Origin of the sequence: Brevibacterium spongiae, from assembly GCF_026168515.1 — a bacterium.
Classification (GTDB): domain Bacteria; phylum Actinomycetota; class Actinomycetes; order Actinomycetales; family Brevibacteriaceae; genus Brevibacterium; species Brevibacterium spongiae.
The window spans coordinates 3,829,436-3,847,946 of sequence record NZ_CP093443.1 but is presented as its reverse complement, the minus strand read 5'-3'; the positions used below and the strand labels follow the sequence as shown (position 1 = coordinate 3,847,946).

The following is an 18,511-nucleotide window of genomic DNA, read 5'->3' as shown; positions in this document are numbered from 1 at the left end:
GAGGTACTCATCCCTTTTCGGGTCGTTCGTCAGTATCGATCTGGGCCGCAGGGGCGCGCGTGACGCGTCACGACGGGTGAATTCCGGTCTATCCTACCGCCCGGTTTCTGAGATGATACTCAGCGCGTGAACCACGTGAAGCCGTCATAGAGCATTCCGGTGGCGGCGAGGACGGCGATGATCGCAAGAACGATCGAGGTCACAGTGTGTGAGACCTTCGAAGTCTGGAAGCGCACGGCACGCGAATACGACATGGGCCGATCGGTGACGAAATGGCCGAACTGAGCGAAGATCCGCCAGTCCATGACGTCGATGAGGGACTTCGCGGCCAGGGTGAAGACGATGATGCAGCCGATGCCCATGAACAGCAGGAAGACGAAGCCGAAGAAGCCGAAGTCCTTGAAGAAGGTGACCACGCGATCGCCGATGGCCACAGCGAAGGCGGAGAAGCCTTCGCTGAACGGCAGCGCGTCGAAGGAGTCGGTGATCGTGCCCAGGCTCATATTGTCGCGCTGGGTCTGCACAGATCCGATGTACATGAAGATCGAGGCGATGAGGGCGACGATGAGGTTGATGATCGAGATCGTCGCATTGTCCGGCCAGAAGTCCAGGTTCTTCAGCGTGTAGGTCGCCGACAGCGCCACGCAGATGATGGCGCCGGTGAGCGCACCGATGGTGGCCGGCAGCAGGAGGTTGTTGAAGAAGACGAAAGCGACGACGGCGATGAGCGCGGCACCGAGGATGTAGGTGAACACTGCGAAGGTGTCACCGTTCGAGGCGGTCGCGGCTCGTCGGTTCGCCTCGACCAACTGTCCCGAGTGCTGGATATTGGCTGCCAGCTCGGACTTCGTGGCTCGCGGCAGATCCGCGTCGCGGGAGTCGTCGTAGTCTGCGCCGTAGCCCTGCGCGTCATAGCCGTGTGAGCCGCTGGGCAGCACGCGGGTCGCATCGTCGTTGCCCAACGGGCGGGTCGGCTGGTTGTAGCCGGACTGGCCGTAGGGGTTCTGACCGTAGCCTTGGGCGCCCGGTCTGCCTGACTGGGTCCCGGGCTGCCAGCGTCCGAGCTTCGCACCGATGAGGTAGATGACGAAGACGACGAGGGCCGCGAGGACTCCGATGGAGATTCCGGCGCCGAGCTCGTTCATAAGGGTGACTTCCTGGGGATGGACAACGATGGTCTTCTTGTCAGTCTATGGACTCTTGCCGCTCCTGGCACGTTCTTGCGTCTGCGGATGGGTCGCAGGAGGTTCCTGGGTAGGGTGGGAGGAGGCACAGACCGCGAGGTCTGAGTTCGCCGCCCACCGACGTTCGAAGGAGATACGCGATGAGCAACGCCCAGGCTTTCACTTCCGAGGCACTGCCACTCGATGAGCAGGTAGTGCTCGTCACCGGAGCCGGGCGCGGCCTGGGTTCGGCGATCGCGAAGGCCTTCGCGATCGAGGGGGCGGCGCTGGTCATCAATTATCGGTACTCGGCGGAGGCTGCAGAAGAGCTCGCCGAGGCGGTCCGCGCTCGCGGTGGACGTGCCGTGGCCATCGCGGCCGATGTCACCGACTCCCGTGCCGTCGATGCGATGTTCAGATCCGCAGCCGCCGAGTTCGGGGCACCGGTGTCCACGGTGATCAACAATGCGCTGGCGGACTTCTCATTCAACGGCGACGAACGCCAACCGGCCGACGAGATCGACTATTCGGACTTCGCCGACCAGTTCCGCGGTTCCGTCGAAGGCGCGGTCAACACGGTCCAGGCCGCGATGTCCGGTTTCCGTGAGATCGGGTCCGGACGGGTCGTCAACATCGGGACGAACCTGTTCCAGGACCCTGTCGTGCCGTATCACGACTACACCGCGGGCAAGGCGGCCCTGCTGTCGCTGACCAGGACCTTCGCGAAGGACCTCGGTCCCGTCGGAGTGCGGGTGAACATGGTCTCCGGTGGTCTGCTGCGCACCACCGACGCATCTGCGGCGACACCTGAGGAAGTCTTCGACCAGATCGCGGCGGCCAGTGCGCTGCGGCGGGTGACCACCCCGGAGGAGTTCGCCTCGGCGGTGGTGTTCTTCGCCTCGCCGGCCTCCCGTGCGGTGACCGGTCAGAACCTCATCGTCGACAACGGCCTGGTCATGAACTGAGCGCCCATCCCGACCCCGTATCCGAGGCCGCCGAGCTCAGCCGCTCAGAAGCGGTCGAGGAAGGTCAGTGCCCGTTCGTAGAGCAGCTCGGCGTTGTCCTCCCGGTAGTCCGGGGACGTCGGATCAGCGAACAGGTGCGAATCACCGGGGTAGAGGAAGTACTCGGCCTGTGCGCCGGCTCGAGTCGCTGATTCGAGGAGGGTCTCGATCGTGCCGGGGCTGCGCCATTCGTCGTCGACCGCGAAGTGGGCCTGCACCGGCACTCCCGCCTGCCAGCGGGTCGGCTTCGGGAAGCCGCCGCCGTGGAAGAGCAGGGCACCGCACGCCCGAGGATCGTTCTTTCCCATCTGCTGGGCGAGTGCCGCTCCCAACGAGAATCCGCCGAAGACGATCTGGTCGTCTCCGAGTTCGGCACAGGCCTCTGTCACTCGATCCACGAGCGTGGTGAAGCCGACCTCCTGCGAGTGGGCCACACCCTCCTCGGCGGTGGTGAAGGTTCTGCCTGCGTAGACATCGGGAGTGTGGACGGTGTGCCCGGCGAGGACGAAGCGTTCGGCGATGGCATCCATGCCGGACGTGCGCCCCAGAGCGGAATGGAGTAGGACAAGGGCAGTCATCGGGATCCTCTCTCTCAGCGGCTGTGGCCGCGAGGGATGGTGAAGGTGTCGGCGCGGGCTGTCGCCCAGTCGTCGGCCCAGTCCTGGGGAGCACCATTGAGCAGTTCGCCCGGCTCCAGCCAGTCGTACAGGCGGGCGTAGGACCAGGACTCGGACCCCGAGACATTGCGGCGCAGCATGGTCGGCTCCAGCTCCTCCGGGCTGGCCGCACCCATCGATGCCATGAGACGCACCGCCTCGGCGACGACCCCATCGTGATAATTGCGCACGCGTTCGGCCTTGCTGGGCACATCGATGGCACGCGCTCGCCGCGGATTCTGTGTGGCCACGCCGACCGGGCATTTGCCGGTATGGCAGACCTGGGCCTGGATGCAGCCGACAGCCATCATCATCGCGCGCGCGGAGTTCGTGAAGTCCGCTCCCTGGATGAGGCGTTTGACGATGTCCGTGCCGGTGGCGATCTTGCCCGAGGCCCCGACCTTGATCTTCTTGCGCAGACCCGCACCGACGAGTGCGTTGTGCACGATCATCAGTCCCTGTGTCAGCGGCAGCCCCACATTGTCCTCGAACTCCAACGGTGCTGCACCGGTGCCGCCTTCGGAGCCGTCGACGATGATGAAGTCCGGCAGGATCTCGGTCTCGACCATGGCCTTGACGATCGAGAGGAACTCCGTGCGCGAACCGACGCAGAGCTTGAAGCCGGCAGGCTTCCCACCCGAGAGCGTGCGCATCTGCTGGACGAACTGCAGCAACTCGATCGGGTTCGAGAACACACTGTGCCCGGGCGGGCTGATGCAGGTCTGGCCGACGGGGATGCCGCGGATCTCGGCGATCTCCTCGGTGACCTTCGCACCGGGCAGCACACCGCCGATGCCCGGCTTCGCCCCCTGCGAGAGCTTGAGCGAGACCATCTTCACCTGCGGGTCCTGGGCCTTCTCGGCGAAGGTCTCGGGGTCGAACCTGCCGTCTTCGGTGCGTGCACCGAAGTACGCGGTGCCGAGCTCCCAGATGAGGTCGCCGCCGTGCTCGCGGTGGTACGGCGAGATCGACCCTTCGCCGGTGTCATGGGCGAACCCGCCCAGCGCCGCGCCCTTGTTCAGGGCGCGAATCGCGTTGTTGCTCAGCGAACCGAAGCTCATCGCCGAGACGTTGAGCAGTGAGATGTCATACGGCTGAGTGCATTCGCTGCCGCCGATGCGCACGCGCGGGGGACGCGGCGGGTTGGGGATCGGCATCGCCGAGTGCATGAGCGCTTCGTAGCCGGCCCGGTCGACGTCGTGTTCGGTGCCGAAGGCGTGCTCGGAGTGGGTGCCCTTGGAGCGTTCGTAGATCGTGGTGCGGGTGTCGCGGTTGAACGGGCGACCGTCCCAGTTGCGTTCGATGAAGTACTGCTGGATCTCCGGCCGGATCGACTCGAGCAGGAACCGAGCATGTCCGGCGATCGGATAGTTGCGCAGGATCGAATGCTTCTTCTGGGTGAGATCCCATGCAGCGAGTGCGCCGAGTCCGATCGCCGAGGCGGTCGCCGCCAGACCTGCGATCTGCTTGCCTGCCGATTCGCCGCTGACGATCCGGACAATGGGGAATTGCCGTTTCATTGTGCCTCCTTGAACTGACCTGGCTTCGAGCCTAGCCCCGGGAGACGCAGATTTCAGGAAAGGCAGACCTGAGACGTTTCAGAGCAGTCCGGTCAGCAGCGACCCGATGAGCGCATCCACCTGCAGCGAATAGGCGACGATGAGCGTCAGTCCGGTGCCGATCCACGCGATCTCCTTATCGCGTGCATAACCGCGCAGCGCAGACGAACCGTACCGAAGACCGCCGGCCAGGACCATGCCGAGATCGATGATCCACCAGATCCCCAACCCGCCGAGGCTGAGCGCCTTCATCGCGCCCGTCGAGTACCGGCCGGTGTAGAACCGATCCAGGCCGAGGAAGCCGAAGAGCAGGGACAGCAGCCAGGTGACGACGAACGACCGGTTGCCGGAAGCGTCCGGGGCCTCGTCGCATCCGAGCGGTGGCAGGGGAGACAGAGGAGTGACGGAGGACAGGGGGAGGGCAGATTCGCCAGGGGAGTGGAGTGCGGTGGATTCGTCGGCGCGCGCGGAGGAGGAGATCGCGGGTATCTCGGTGGTCGCGGTCATCGCTCAGGTCTCCCATCAACGGCGAAGGTATGGCTCCAGCCTAGGGAGGAGGGGGCCGCCTCGGCGATGGGGTTATCCTCCGAAGACCGCGCCGGAACAGCCCCGTGCAGCACATCGGACCGGGGCACGCCGGGCATGCCCGAGTGAAACTGGGCGTGTCCGGTCTCACGCGGTCCGTGGGGCGGAATCGTTTGGGGCCGCGGCCCCCGCAGGCATAGCGTTGGCTCCATGACCACTGGTGAGCCGAGCCCGACGAGCACTCGGCGAACCGTCACCGCAGTCTTCTTGGCCGGTGTCTCCGTGTTCCTCGTCCTCTACGAGACGCAGGGTCTGCTGCCGGCCATCCGCGGGGCCTACGGCATCGACGGACCGACCGCGAGCCTGACCGTTTCGGCGACGAACGTGGCCATGGCGGTCTTCCTCATCCCGTTCTCGATGCTCGCCCCGCGCATCGGCCACGCACGCCAGATCGGTGCCGGTGTGATCGTCGCGGCGATCCTCGCCCTCGTCCTGCCCTTCACCCCGACTCCAGAGCTGCTCATCGCCGTCCGCTTCCTCCAGGGGGTGGCGATCGCCTCGGTGCCGGCCACAGCCATGGCCTACCTCTCCCTGCGTCTGCCGCCCAAGGCGCTGCCCGGCGCGATCGGCGTCTACATCGCCGGCAATACGATCGGCGGACTGTGCTCGCGACTGCTGACCGGTCTGGCCTCCGATCTGCTCGGCTGGCACGGCGGACTCGCCTTCACCGCCGTGATCTCTCTGATCTTCGGCCTCATCGTCGTCTGGCTGCTGCGCCACGATCTCTTCAAGACCTCCCGCAGCCGAGCAGTCCATGACGCTGCACCGGACACCCCCGCCGATGCGGACGGAAGCCCGCGGCCGCCTCGGCGAGTGATTCCTCTGCGTGGGGGACTGTGGCGGATCTACCTCACAGGGTTCCTGTGCATGATCGTCTTCGGCGGATCGTTCACGATGCTCGGCACCCGCCTGCAGCAGGATCCGTGGAACCTCAGCGAGGGCGCGGTCGCCCTGTTCTTCCTCATCTACCTCGTCGGCACCGTCGTGACCACCTACTACGGTCGATTGGCCACGAAGTACTCACGCACCAGGCTGACGCTCATCGGGATGGTCGTCGCGCTCGCCGGCGCGGGGCTGACTCTCGTCGATTCGCTCGCGACCATCATCATCGGCATGTCGCTGCTCACCGCCGGCTTCTTCCTCGGCCATACCGGCGCGTCCGCGGCCGCCAGCGCGGCCCGCCCCGGAGTCGACTCGACGCGTTCGGCAGCCATCTACCTCACCGTCTACTACCTCGGCACGAGCCTCGGCGCATGGCTGTCGGCGGTGCTGTTCGTCGACTTCGCCTGGCCCGGCGTCGTGGCGATGTGCGCGACCTCCCTCATCGCGGTCTTGGTCTTGACGCTGACGGGAGCTCCGATAGGGTTCAAGAAACGTAACTGATCGATTGTTCAGGACCGTCGGGAAGCCCGCCGACCCTGCCGCCGAAAGGACCCCACATGCCCCCGACCACGCATTCGACCGTCGTCTGTTCGATCACCGACGGCGTCGCCCACGTCGAGATCGATCGGGCCGAGAAGCTCAATTCCCTCACCCGTGAGGTCTTCGAAGACCTCGTCGAGGCGGGGCTGGAGCTCAAGGACTCACCCGAGGCCAAGGCCGTCATCCTGTCCGGTCGGGGACGTGCGTTCAGCGCGGGCCTCGACTTCACCGAAATGTCACGCATCGCCGAGGCGGGAGCAGCGACCCGCTCGACCGCCGAGGAAGCGGCTGAGAAGTCCGCCGGAGCAGCCGCCGGCATCGAGGATGCCGGACCCGAAGATGCCGGATCCGTGGGCACCGTCGTCAACGTCGGTGAACGTCTCGGTTCCGCCCGGGCACTGGCGCAGAAGGCCGTGCACGTGTGGTCGCTCGTCGACGTCCCCGTCATCGCGGCGGTTCGCGGAGCGGCGCTCGGCGGCGGGCTGCAGATCGCCTTGGGCGCCGACATCCGCATCGCCGGACAGGATGCGAAGCTCTCGCTCATGGAACTCAATTGGGGCATCATCCCCGATATGTGCGGCACCCAGCTGCTGCCCAGGCTCGTCGGACCCGGGCAGGCGAAGAAGCTCATCGCCACCGCGGCGACGATCGGGCCCGAGGAAGCTCTGCGGATCGGTCTTGTCGAGGAGGTCGTCGAGGACCCGATCGCACGGGCCCAGGAACTGGCCGCGCAGATCGCCGGGCAGTCGCGTTCGGCGCTGGTGTGGGCGAAGTGCCTGGTCGACCTCTCCTATGACTCCGAGCTCAGCGTCGGCCTCGACGCCGAGCAGGAAGCGCTGGCACAGCTGTTGGGCACCGAGGAGCAGAAGCAGGTCGTGGCCGCCCGTCTGGCCGCGATGAAGGCCCGCGCGAAGGGCTGAGGTCGGGGCGGGCGGCCTGCGCGGTCGCACCCGGCCTCACCCGCGCGAAGGGCTGAGGTCGGGGCGGGGCCGGCGGGGGACGCACCGCTGCCGACTCCGGCCCCACCAACGCGAAGGGCTGAGCTCAGGAACCGCGGGTGGAGGGGAAGTCCGGGCGCACCGGATCGATGGTGCGTTCGGCCCCGAGCACCCCGGCGACCGAGGAGAAGGACGAGAGGTCACGCAGCAGCACGAACGTCGGACGCATGAGCTTGAGCGTGCCTGCGGCCTCATCGGCGAGGATGCCGTTGATCGAACGCCATTCGCTCGTGTGCGCCTCCGTCGTCTGATGATGGGCGGCGGCGAGCTCCGGGGCGGCGATGACGTAGAAGTAGGTGTCGAACCGTTTGGGTCGACCCAGCGGCGTCACCCAGTTCGCCCAGGGGACGAGCCCGGCCGGATCGAGCACCGCGCCGGTCTCCTCCTCCACCTCACGCACAGCGGTGGCCAGCAGGACGCGCCACCCTTCGGCCGCCTCGGCGATGGTCGAATCCGCCCACGCCGAGGTGTGCACTGTCGGATCGGCGACGGCGATCGTCGGGGCGGTCCTCTCATCGATCGGATCGACGCGGCCGCCGGGGAAGACGACGACGCCGGCGGCGAAGTCCATCGTCGACACCCGGTGCTGGATGAAGACCTCGAGACCGTCGGCACCGTCACGGAGCATGAGCACACTCACGGCGGGCCTGATAGGCACCGCCTCGGGGTCGGTAACGTCGGGTCCGCGACTGGCAGCATCGGCCGTATCCGAACGGTCGGAGCCCTCGGGGTTGATGTCTCGAATCACGGTCAGCACCTTCGCTCTCGCCTGAAGTCGTTCCTTCCCAGTATGCCCGCGCACCCCCGCCGAGGCGGAGCCGGGGTCGCGTACGAACGATAGCCGGGGTCGCATACGGATGATATCCGTGGTCAGAGGGCATGCGGCAACAGGAGCGAGAACCCCGGCAGGATACGATGGTGTGCAATGCGAAATCCTCCACCAGAGGTGCAAGACCCAACCGGTGACGAGCAGGGGCGGGACTGAACGGGCACACTATGAGCAGCTTCGGAATCTATCCGTTCATCAACATCGATTCGGCATGGCCGAATTGGGTGATCGTCACCCTCCTGCTGATCGATCTCATCATCCGCATCATCGCGCTCGGATGGATTCCGCACAACCGCAAACCCTCGGTCGCGCTCGGGTGGCTGCTCGCGATCTTCCTCATCCCCTATGTCGGCATCGCGGCGTTCCTGCTGCTGGGTTCGTCGAAGCTGCCGAAGCGGCGGCGGGACAAGCAGGCGAGGATCAACGACCTCATCCGCGATCAGATCAAGAATCGGGCGATCCTCGGGCAGAAGGACCATATGCCCGAACCGCTGAGCACCGCCGCGCAGCTCAACTTCGACCTCGGCGCCCTGCCGATGACCCACGGCAACTTCTTCGACCTCCATGTCGACAATCACGCCTGCATGGATGCGATGGCCGACGCCGTCGACCGGGCGAGCCGATTCGTGCACTTCGAGTTCTACATCGTCGCCATCGACGACACGACGAGGCGGCTGCTCGACTCGCTGCTGGCCGCGCACGAGCGCGGGGTGAACGTGCGCATCCTCATCGACCATGTCGGTTCACTGGGCTATCCGGGGTATTCGGAACTCGTCAAGAGACTCGATTCGTCGGGCGTCAGCTGGCGACGGGCGCTGCCGATCCGGCCGTGGCGGGGCGAGTATCAGCGCCCGGACCTGCGCAACCACCGCAAGATCCTCGTCGTCGACGGTGAGGTCGCGTTCACCGGTTCCCAGAACATCATCGACCGCTCCTACAACAAGGCGCGCAACCGGCGGAAGGGCTTCCAGTGGAAGGACCTCTCGCTCGAGTGTCGGGGCCCGGTCGTCGAAGAGCTCGATGCCGTGTTCATCACCGACTGGTATTCGGAGACCGACGAGATCGTCGACGAACCCGACAGCTTCGAACTCGACGTCCCCGAATCCGGCGGAATCCAAGCCCAGGTGGTGCCCTCGGGGCCGGGATTCGAAGACGAGAACAACCTGCGGCTGTTCAACCACCTCATCTACAACGCGAACCGCACCGTCGTCGTGTGCTCACCCTACTTCGTGCCCGACGAATCGCTGCTGCACGCGCTGACGACCGAAGCACGCTCGGGTGTCGATGTGCGCCTCTACGTCGGTGAGACGAGCGACCACTGGCTGACACACAAGGCGCAGCAGTCCTATTACGACGAACTCGTGCGCGCCGGGGTGCGGATCTTCATGTACCACGCGCCGACGGTGCTGCACTCGAAGTTCCTCATCATCGACGACGAGGTCTCGATCGTCGGCTCCTCGAACATGGACGAACGCTCCTTCGCCATGAACCTCGAGGTCACGATGTTCATCGTCAACAAGGAATTCACTTCTCGCATGTACGCGCTCGAAGCCGAACGCTACGCCCCGAACTCCGTCGAACTCGACGCAGAGGAATGGGAGAGTCGGTCCCTGCTGAAGAAGTATGTGGAGAACGTGGCCCGGCTGACGAGCTCACTGCTCTAGACGCAGGGCATGGGCGTCTGCGCGTCTGCACGCGCCGGGTCGAGGGGCGCACGCGCATCGAACACGCACAAGGGCGGTGGAACCATGTTCGGTTCCACCGCCCTTGTCGCCGGCGGCCAGACGGACCGGGCCGATCGCTGCCGTCCGTACCCGCAGGGCTGCTTCAGCAGAGTCGATCAGTCGTCGTCGGCGACTCCGGCAGGACCTTCGTCGTCGAGGTGACGCTCCGGGTCCGCGACGGAGTCCTGAGCCTTGGGTGAGGCGCTGTGCTTGGCCGTGGTCGGCCTCGCAGCGGTCTTGTTCTCCACGCTGACTCCGTCCTCGTCACCGTCGAATTCGGAGACCGGTGCGCCGGTGGCCGCCGCGGCATTGACCTTGTCCGCAGCGGTCTGCACGGCATCGGCGACCGCGGGAGACTTCTCGCGGATCGACTGGTTGGCCTTTTCGACGGTGTCCTGGACACGCGGATCGGTCCACAGATCCTGAGCCTGAGCCTTGAGCCGTTCGTAGCTCTGGCGTCCGGTGCGTGATCCGAGAATGAATCCGACTCCGAGCCCCGCCAGGAGAATCAATCTCTTCTTCATGTCATGCTCCTCTTCGCAACTTGCCGTCACTGTCTCCCGAACTGCTGTGAGACACAGCGACGGGCATCTCTGTGATCAGCGCACGGGCACTGTGTCCTGCGCCACCAGCTTATACCGGGAAGCGGCCGCTGGGGTACGGTTCAGCGCATGCCGTCACCTCGGATTCTCGACGGTCGACGGGGAATCTGTCCAACCACGGTCCGGACCCCACCGCCCGGAACCGGCTCAGCCGACGCTCGGCTGCTGCTGCGTGATGCAGTGGATCCCGCCGCCGCGGGCGTAGAGTTCGCGCGCATCGACCCCGACGACCTTCCGACCCGGGTAGACGCGCTCGAGGACGGCGGCCGCCTCGGCGTCCATCGGGTCATCGAAGGTGCAGGCGATGACCCCGCCGTTGGTGACCAGATGATTGACATAGGAGTAGTCGACCCACCCCTCGTCGTCGCGCAGCACCTCGGGGGCGGGAATGGGCACCACCTCGAAGGGCACACCATCAGCCGTGGTCTCGGCGGCGAACTGCGTCATCAGCTCGCGACTGAATTCGTAGTCCGGGTGCTCCGGATTGCGCTGATCGTGGACGAGGACGACCCCGGGGCTGGGCATCGCGGCGACGATGTCGACATGTCCCCGGGTGCCGAAGGTCTGGTTGTCCCGGTGCAGTCCGCGATCGAGCCAGATGACCTTCTTCGCCCCGATCGTGCGCGCGAATTCGGCCTCGACGTCGGCCTCGGTCAGGCCAGGATTGCGGCCGGGGTCGAGCTGCACGCTGCGGGTGGCGAGCACCGTGCCCTGCCCGTCGACGTGGAATCCGCCGCCTTCGTTGCGCAGCTGTGAGGACACGACCGGGGTCTCTGCGAGGTCCGCCACGAACCGTCCGATGTGCTCATCGTGGTCCCATTTCGCCCACTCCTGGCCGCCCCATCCGTTGAATACCCAGTCGACGGCATGCAGCCGGCCCTCGTCGTCGACGACGAAGCTCGGACCGATATCGCGCATCCATGCATCATCGAGTTCGGCTTCGACGATGCTGATCTCGTGCGTGATCCCCTCCCCGAGGTGGCGCCGGGCATGCTCGGTCTGTGCACTGGTCACGACCACCGTGACCGGGGTGAATTCGCTCGTGGCGCGGGCGACGGCGGCCCATGTGGAACGGGCGGCTTCGGCTTCGGTCGCCGTGTCGCCGAGCGCGTAGCCGGAGGATGGGAACGCCATCCAGACACGGTCCTGGGCGGAAGTCTCCGCCGGCATGTGCAAGGTCATCATCGGTCCCTTCGGAGGTGGAGATTGCCACGAGTCTAGCGAGAACAGACGGTTCGGGGGCGACGGAATCCGCACATTCGTCAGCCCACATCCGGCGCCGCCGTCGCTTGCCGGCCCACCTTCGGCACAGCGCGCGTCCGGCGCCGCCGTCGCCGGTCAGCTCACGTAGTCATCTGGGACAGTGAGCCCGCCGAAGAGTCCGTATAGTCTGGCGTGGAGCCAGACGTCTGGTCCGGAGCCGAACGACCGGCCCGGAGCCAGTGTTCGATCGTGTGCGAAGGAGGCAGGAAGTGGAAGACCAGGATCTGCAGGAGCTGCTCGGAAGGCGGGGGACGGGGCCCTTGGCCGGAACCGTCGTGGCCGACTTCTCCCGAGTCCTCGCCGGCCCCTATGCGACGATGATGCTCGCTGATCTCGGGGCCACTGTCATCAAGGTCGAGGGCAGGTCGGGCGACGATACGCGTCACTGGGCGCCGCCTCGGCGAGGTGACGATGCCACGTACTTCCTCACGGCGAATCGGAACAAGCACTCGGTCGTCCTCGATTTCAAGGATCCGCAGGACCTCGAGATCGCGCAGCGTCTGGCCGCGAAGTCCGACGTCCTCGTCGAGAATTTCAAGGCCGGGGGACTGGCGAAGTACGGACTCGACTACGACACGGTCAGAGCCGTCAACCCCGGCATCGTCTACGCCTCGGTGACCGGATTCGGGCGCGGCAACCCGCAGCCCGGCTACGACCTGCTCATCCAGGGATTGTCCGGGTTCATGTCGGTCACCGGATCGGAGGAGTCGGGCCCGGTCAAGGCCGGAGTCGCCGTCGTCGACGTCATCACCGGGCTGCACACGGCCGTAGGCGTGCTCGCCGCGCTCGCCCACCGCAAGGACACCGGAATCGGCCAGCTCGTGGAGACGAATCTCCTGTCCTCGGCGCTGTCGGGGCTGGCGAACCAGACCTCCGCGTACGTGGCAGGCGGGGTGGTGCCGCAGGCCATGGGCAATAAGCATCCGAGCCTCTACCCCTACCAGCCGATGCCCACGGCCGAGGGCCAGATCATCATCGCGTGCGGCAACGACAACCAGTTCGCCCGCCTCGCCGAGGTGCTCGGCCACCCCGAATGGGCCGCGGACGAGCGATTCGCGAACTTCGCCGACCGCAATGTCCACCGGGACGAACTCGAACCCGAGCTCATCGCCGCGCTGAGTGAGAAGACGAATCAGGAATGGTTCGACATCCTCACCGAGGCGGGCCTGCCCTGCGCCCCGATCAACTCGATCGCCCAAGGCGTGGACCTGGCATCATCGCTGGGACTCGAGCCCGTCGCCGAGGCGGGGGCCGGGGATCGCGTCATCCCCACCGTCCGCAACCCGATCCGATTGTCCGAGACCCCGGCCAGCTACGAACTGGCCCCTCCGACGCTCGGCGATTCCACCGACAAGGTCAAGGACTGGCTGCGCTCGGTGCCGTGATGCGGCCATGACCCGGTCGGTCCGGGCGGATGAAACAGCCGTGACCCGGTCGGCTCGAGTAGATGAGGCAGCCGTGACCTGGTCGGCTCGGGCGGGTGAGGCGGCCGTGGCCGGCAGCATGATCCGCCGGTGAGTCGATCCGTCGCGGTCACCGGCGCAGAGATGATCGGCGATCGGGGTAGTCATCGTCACAGCTGAAGTACTCTAGTGACTGTGCGCTGTCACCGAGGAAGTCACAAGGCGACCGACAAGGTCACGGCATCCTCGGTGATGGCAGTCGTATTCCCCAAGAGAATTCCGGAACCGAGATGGACAACAAGCCGACCGAGGCAGCGCCTCGGCGACGTTCGGCGGTGAAGCGGACCCTGATGGTGATCGCCATGGCGATCACGGGATTCCACCTCTTCGCCAGCTTCCTGTGGATCGCCCCTGCCTCGACGATGCGGGAAGTCATTCCCGGCAACCTGCTCACGAAGTACATGATCCCGATGTGGGGACAGTCCTGGAGCGTGTTCGCGCCGGAGCCGATCAACGGTGACTACTACTTCGACGTGCGTGCGGTGATCACGACCGACAGCGGTGAGGAGATCACCCAGTGGGTCCGAGCCACCGATGTCGAACTCGACCATTCGACCTACAAGCTGTTCCCACCGCGCTCGGCCGGTCTGGGTGTCGGGGTGGCCTCGGACATCAAGGGCTCCTGGGACGATCTGCCCGATGATCAGAAGGCGATCGTCAAACTCGACTACTTCAAAGGCGATGATTCGGTCGACCGGCTGACGACGAAGCTCAAGGAATACGACGACCCGGACAAGGCGATCCCGGCCTACCTCAAGAGCGAGCACACGGCCACGGCTTATGCGACGCAGGTGGCGAAGGCCATCTGGGGCGATGATGTGCAGCGCGTCCAGTACCAGGCGGCTCGTCAGAACGTCGTGCCCTTCGCCGACCGCAATGACAAGGGCGCCGAACGCCCGAACATCCAGCCGGTTCCCGTCGGGTGGCGTGCCCTCGTCGTCGAGGAGCATCAGTCCCAAGAGGAGTTCACGAAGTACTTCTGCTCCTCCGACGAAGTGAGGTGCGTCGGTGAACAGTGACGACACGCCCCCGAACGACGGGGCGAAGGACTCAGCGGTGGCGGACAAGGGCACAGCCGCCTCGGCGAAGGACACGGCCGGGAAGGACACGGCCGGGAAGGGCACAGCCGCCTCGGCGAAGGACGACAACGTCCGCGAAACGACGGACTCGGTTCCCGGTTCGGGACTCGTCCCGGTGACCACGCTGGTTCGCACCAAGCTCGCGAACGGCTGGAACTGGCTCGAGGAGATGCTCACAGGCCGTTATCACGCGACCTACGGGCTGGCGGTGACGCGGATCCTCATCGGGTTCACCGGACTCGGGCTCATCCTCACGAACTTCGCTGCGCGGCACTACACCTTCGGTGTGGGCTCGGCATGGAACGGCGAGATCGCCGAACCGAAGAGCGACTTCCCGAGCATCTGGCTCTTCTCACTCTTCCACCGTGCGGTGACGACCCCGCCGCTGTTCACGGCGATGATGATCGGGCTCGCGCTGCTGGCCGTCGTCATCATCCTCGGCTGGCGCACGCGGATCATCCTGCCGATCTACCTCATCCTCTGGGTGAGCTTCATCGAGCTCAACGACGGCGCCGGCGACCAGGGCGACAACGCCTACCGGATGTTCATGGTCGCGCTCCTCTTCGCGGATACGACCAGGCGGTGGTCGCTCGATGCCAGGCGTCGGGCACGCAATCCGGAGTTCCCGGAGTCCGACGGCGGACAATGGCGGTGGGCGCTCATCATGGCGAACAACCTCGCCATCGTCGTCCTCGCCTTCCAGGTATGCGCGATCTACATGTCCGGCGGCCTGTACAAGGCCGGCGGCAGCGCGTGGCAGCACGGATACGCCGTGTACAACCCGCTGCACACTCAGCAGTTCGGCACATGGCCGGTGCTCTCGGACCTGATGACGGCCTGGGGTCCGATGGTCGTGGCGATCTCATGGGGATCGATCCTCTTCCAGTGCGCCTTCCCGTTCATGCTCTTCAACCGCTACACCCGGATCGTCGCGCTGCTCGGCATCCTGTCCTTCCACCTGGGCATCGCGCTGCTCATGGGCCTGCCGTGGTTCTCGCTGACGATGATCGCCGTCGACGCGATCTTCATCCGCGACCGGTCGTTCGCGAAGCTCGGCGCGTACCTCAAGCACTGGTGGGCGTCGTCAGCACCGAGGTCAGTCGGCGGGTCCGGTGGGATCGCCGGTGGCTCGGCTGCGGGCGGGGGCTCCGGGAGTTCCGGGGCGGCAGGCACTTCGGGGAGTTCCAAAGCTAAGTCGGGTGGCTCCAGCGCGAAGGCCGGTGGCAAGGCCGGCAGCGGGAAGGCTTCCACTCGCGCCTGAACCCGCTCCGGCGGGGTCGAAGCCTCCGCATGAGTCGTCAGACAGCAAAGGGCACACTCTTTTCTGAAAAGCTCACCGAAAAACGTGAGCTTCTCAGAAAAGAGTGTCCCCTTAGGCGTCGTGCTGCAGGCTACCGACCGCGAGCCGCCAGATACTGCACGCTGCCGCCAGCTGCTACCGGCCGCTGCCGGCCGCGAGCCGGTAGCCGCGGGCTGCCAGCCACGGGCTGACGGCTACCGGCTGCGGGGAGGCTTACCGCTTCGGGCGCAGCTCCAGTCCCTTGGACTCGGGGTCCTCGGGCAGGTCGACGACCACGACGTCTCCGTCGACGATGTCACCGGCGAGCAGCGCGCGGGCGAGCTTGTCGCCGATCTCGCGCTGGACCAGCCTGCGCAGCGGCCTGGCACCGAATGCCGGGTCATAGCCTTCCAGAGCCAGCCAGTCCTCGGCACCCTGCGTGACCTCGAGCGAGATCCGCCGGTCCGACAGCCGCCTGGACATGTGCTCGATCTGCAGATCGACGATCGAGGCGAGCTCGTCCTGTCCGAGGGCATCGAAGAGCACGATGTCGTCGAGGCGGTTGAGGAACTCGGGCTTGAACGTCGCGTGCACGATGTCGAGCACCTTGCTGCGCTGCTCTTCGGTCGACAGGCTCTTGTCGACGAGGAACTGCGAACCGAGGTTCGAGGTCAGGATCAGGATGGTGTTCCTGAAGTCGACCGTACGTCCCTGACCGTCGGTGAGCCGACCGTCGTCGAGGACCTGCAGCAGGATGTCGAAGACCGACGGGTGTGCCTTCTCCACCTCATCGAGCAGGACCACGGAGTACGGGCGACGGCGGACCGCCTCGGTGAGCTGACCACCCTCGTCGTAGCCGACGTAGCCCGGAGGGGCACCGACGAGCCGGGACACAGTGTGCTTCTCACCGTATTCGCTCATATCGATCCTGATCAGGGCCTTCTCGTCGTCGAAGAGGAAGTCCGCGAGCGATTTCGCAAGCTCCGTCTTGCCGACACCGGTGGGGCCGAGGAACAGGAACGAACCGGTCGGACGGTCCGGGTCGGCGACACCGGCACGCGACCGACGGATGGCGTCGGAGACCGCGGCGACGGCGCTCTTCTGCCCGATGAGACGCTGCCCGAGGATGCCCTCCGCACCGAGCAGCTTCTCGACCTCGCCTTGGACGAGGCGTCCGGCGGGGATGCCCGTCCAGGACGAGACCACCTCGGCGATGTCATTGCTTGAGACCTTGTCCGAGACCATCGGATCCGAGGACTGACCGGCCTCGGCCTCCGCTTCGGCGGCTTCGGCCTCGGCGATCTCCTTCTGCACCGCGGGGATCTCCCCGTAGAGCAGACGGGACGCGGTCTCGAGGTCGGTGTCGCGCTGCGCCTTGTCGGCGGCCGACCGCAGCTCGTCGAGCTTCGTCTTCAGCTCACCGACACGGTTGAGGCCGGCCCTCTGGGACTCCCAGGTCGCTTCGAGCCCGCGCAGCTCCTCCTCCTTGTCCGCGAGATCGGCGCGCAGGGCACCGAGGCGCTCGACGGACGCGGAGTCGGTCTCCTTCGACAGTGCCATGTCCTCCATCTTCAGGCGGTCGACGGCACGGCGGAGCTCATCGATCTCGACCGGGGCCGAGTCGATCTCCATGCGCAGTCGGCTGGCCGCCTCGTCGACGAGGTCGATGGCCTTGTCCGGCAGCTGTCGGCCGGTGATGTACCGGTTGGACATCGTTGCCGCAGCGACCAGAGCCCCGTCGTTGATCGAGACCTTGTGGTGGGCTTCGTAGCGTTCCTTGAGGCCGCGGAGGATTGCGATCGTGTCCTCGACGCTGGGCTCACCGACGAACACCTGCTGGAACCGGCGCTCCAGGGCCGGGTCCTTCTCGATGTTCTCCCGGTACTCGTCCAGGGTCGTGGCGCCGATCATCCGCAGCTCACCGCGGGCGAGCATCGGCTTGAGCATATTGCCCGCGTCCATCGTCGAGTCGCCGCCGGCACCGGCACCGACGATCGTGTGGAGTTCGTCGATGAAGGTGATGATCTGCCCGTCGGCGTTCTTGATCTCCTCGAGCACGGCCTTGAGCCGCTCCTCGAACTCGCCGCGGTACTTCGCGCCGGCGACCATGGCTGAGAGGTCGAGGCTGATGAGCGTCTTGTCGCGCAGGGACTCGGGCACGTCGCCGGCGACGATCCGCTGGGCGAGGCCTTCGACGACGGCGGTCTTGCCGACGCCGGGCTCACCGATGAGGACCGGGTTGTTCTTCGTCCGGCGCGAGAGCACCTGGACGACGCGGCGAACTTCTTTGTCACGGCCGATGACCGGATCGAGTTTGCCCTCGCGTGCGGTGGCGGTGAGGTCGACGCCGAACTTCTCCAGCGACTGCATGGTCTCCTCGGGGTTCTCCGAGGTGACCTTCTTCCCGGCGCGCAGCTCGGGCAGCGCCGCGAGCAGCGCATCCCGGTTCGCACCATTTGAACGCAGCGCATCTCCAGCACCGTCCTGGCCGGCAGCCGCGGCCAGCAGCAGGTGCTCGGTGGAGACGAACTGGTCGCCGAGCGCAGTCATCTCCTCCTGCGCGAGGTTCATCATCTCCAGGCCGGCACGGGACAGTCCCGGCTGGCTCACCGAGGATCCGCTGACCGTGGGGAACCCGCCGATCACGGCCTCGATCGCCCGGAGCACGACGCGCGGGTCGGCGCCCACCTTCGTCAGCAGGGCCGAGGCCAGGGAATCGGGTTGGGCCAGCAGCGCGGCCACGAGGTGGGCCGGTTCGATCTGGTTGTTCTTCCGGGCGACGACGTCGTTGACCGCGGTCTGCAGGGCCTCCCGAGATTTGGTTGTCATCTGTGCGTCCATGCGCATCTCCTTCATGAAAATCTGTGCTGATTTCAGCTCTCGAT

15 protein-coding genes are annotated in these 18,511 nt (G+C 66.1%); 7 read left to right on the top strand and 8 right to left on the bottom strand.

What is annotated here, in order from left to right:
• Nucleotides 1-119: 119 nt before the first annotated feature.
• A complete protein-coding gene (locus L1F31_RS17255) occupies nucleotides 120-1,145 on the bottom strand; it encodes a hypothetical protein (protein WP_265418452.1) in 1,026 nt (341 codons plus the stop codon).
• A gap of 179 nt (nucleotides 1,146-1,324) precedes the next feature.
• Here L1F31_RS17255 and L1F31_RS17250 point away from each other — a divergent pair, with 179 nt between their 5' ends.
• Complete coding sequence (locus L1F31_RS17250) at nucleotides 1,325-2,128, top strand: 3-oxoacyl-ACP reductase (protein WP_265418451.1); 804 nt, start codon at nucleotides 1,325-1,327, stop codon at nucleotides 2,126-2,128.
• Nucleotides 2,129-2,172: 44 nt separating this feature from the next.
• Here L1F31_RS17250 and L1F31_RS17245 read toward each other — a convergent pair whose 3' ends face one another.
• The 3 genes from L1F31_RS17245 to L1F31_RS17235 form a co-directional block, all read right to left on the bottom strand.
• Nucleotides 2,173-2,745, bottom strand: coding sequence for a dienelactone hydrolase family protein (locus L1F31_RS17245; protein ID WP_265418450.1), 573 nt, complete (start codon nucleotides 2,743-2,745; stop codon nucleotides 2,173-2,175).
• A gap of 14 nt (nucleotides 2,746-2,759) precedes the next feature.
• The gene (locus L1F31_RS17240) at nucleotides 2,760-4,343 is read right to left on the bottom strand and encodes an FMN-binding glutamate synthase family protein (protein WP_265418449.1); all 1,584 of its coding nucleotides are present in this window, start codon (nucleotides 4,341-4,343) and stop codon (nucleotides 2,760-2,762) included.
• Between the two features lie 78 nt (nucleotides 4,344-4,421).
• Nucleotides 4,422-4,889 carry a TM2 domain-containing protein gene (locus L1F31_RS17235; RefSeq protein WP_265418448.1) on the bottom strand — a complete coding sequence of 156 codons (468 nt, stop codon included), beginning with the start codon at nucleotides 4,887-4,889 and terminating at the stop codon, nucleotides 4,422-4,424.
• A gap of 228 nt (nucleotides 4,890-5,117) precedes the next feature.
• Here L1F31_RS17235 and L1F31_RS17230 point away from each other — a divergent pair, with 228 nt between their 5' ends.
• Entirely contained in the window at nucleotides 5,118-6,350 is a 1,233-nt protein-coding gene (locus tag L1F31_RS17230) for an MFS transporter (protein ID WP_265418447.1), read from the top strand.
• A 56-nt stretch (nucleotides 6,351-6,406) separates the two neighbouring features.
• Nucleotides 6,407-7,309: an enoyl-CoA hydratase-related protein gene (locus L1F31_RS17225; RefSeq protein WP_265418446.1), complete on the top strand. Its 903-nt coding sequence runs from the start codon at nucleotides 6,407-6,409 to the stop codon at nucleotides 7,307-7,309.
• 124 nt (nucleotides 7,310-7,433) lie between these two features.
• Here L1F31_RS17225 and L1F31_RS17220 read toward each other — a convergent pair whose 3' ends face one another.
• A complete protein-coding gene (locus tag L1F31_RS17220) occupies nucleotides 7,434-8,135 on the bottom strand; it encodes an NUDIX hydrolase (RefSeq protein ID WP_265418445.1) in 702 nt (233 codons plus the stop codon).
• A gap of 248 nt (nucleotides 8,136-8,383) precedes the next feature.
• Here L1F31_RS17220 and cls point away from each other — a divergent pair, with 248 nt between their 5' ends.
• Nucleotides 8,384-9,880: a cardiolipin synthase gene (gene cls / locus L1F31_RS17215; RefSeq protein WP_265418444.1), complete on the top strand. Its 1,497-nt coding sequence runs from the start codon at nucleotides 8,384-8,386 to the stop codon at nucleotides 9,878-9,880.
• 176 nt (nucleotides 9,881-10,056) lie between these two features.
• On the opposite strand, the gene L1F31_RS17210 is transcribed toward cls, so the two are convergent.
• Together L1F31_RS17210 and L1F31_RS17205 are read right to left on the bottom strand one after the other, a co-directional pair.
• Nucleotides 10,057-10,464 (bottom strand): hypothetical protein, encoded by a 408-nt coding sequence (locus tag L1F31_RS17210; protein ID WP_265418443.1) that lies wholly within the window; start codon nucleotides 10,462-10,464, stop codon nucleotides 10,057-10,059.
• Between the two features lie 225 nt (nucleotides 10,465-10,689).
• Complete coding sequence (locus L1F31_RS17205) at nucleotides 10,690-11,727, bottom strand: agmatine deiminase family protein (protein WP_429860933.1); 1,038 nt, start codon at nucleotides 11,725-11,727, stop codon at nucleotides 10,690-10,692.
• 287 nt (nucleotides 11,728-12,014) lie between these two features.
• Between L1F31_RS17205 and L1F31_RS17200 the strand changes: the two genes are divergently transcribed.
• The 3 genes from L1F31_RS17200 to L1F31_RS17190 all read left to right on the top strand — a co-directional run bounded on the left by L1F31_RS17200 (nucleotide 12,015) and on the right by L1F31_RS17190 (nucleotide 15,608).
• Nucleotides 12,015-13,190: a CaiB/BaiF CoA transferase family protein gene (locus L1F31_RS17200; RefSeq protein ID WP_265418441.1), complete on the top strand. Its 1,176-nt coding sequence runs from the start codon at nucleotides 12,015-12,017 to the stop codon at nucleotides 13,188-13,190.
• Between the two features lie 308 nt (nucleotides 13,191-13,498).
• Nucleotides 13,499-14,287, top strand: a complete 789-nt coding sequence (locus L1F31_RS17195; protein WP_265418440.1) for a DUF5819 family protein — start codon at nucleotides 13,499-13,501, stop codon at nucleotides 14,285-14,287.
• Complete coding sequence (locus tag L1F31_RS17190; protein ID WP_265418439.1) at nucleotides 14,277-15,608, top strand: HTTM domain-containing protein; 1,332 nt, start codon at nucleotides 14,277-14,279, stop codon at nucleotides 15,606-15,608. The genes L1F31_RS17195 and L1F31_RS17190 overlap by 11 nt, the downstream gene beginning before the upstream one ends.
• Nucleotides 15,609-15,860: 252 nt before the next feature.
• Here L1F31_RS17190 and clpB read toward each other — a convergent pair whose 3' ends face one another.
• On the bottom strand, nucleotides 15,861-18,467 hold the full coding sequence (clpB, locus tag L1F31_RS17185) for an ATP-dependent chaperone ClpB (protein WP_265418438.1): 2,607 nt from the start codon (nucleotides 18,465-18,467) through the stop codon (nucleotides 15,861-15,863).
• Nucleotides 18,468-18,511: the final 44 nt, after the last annotated feature.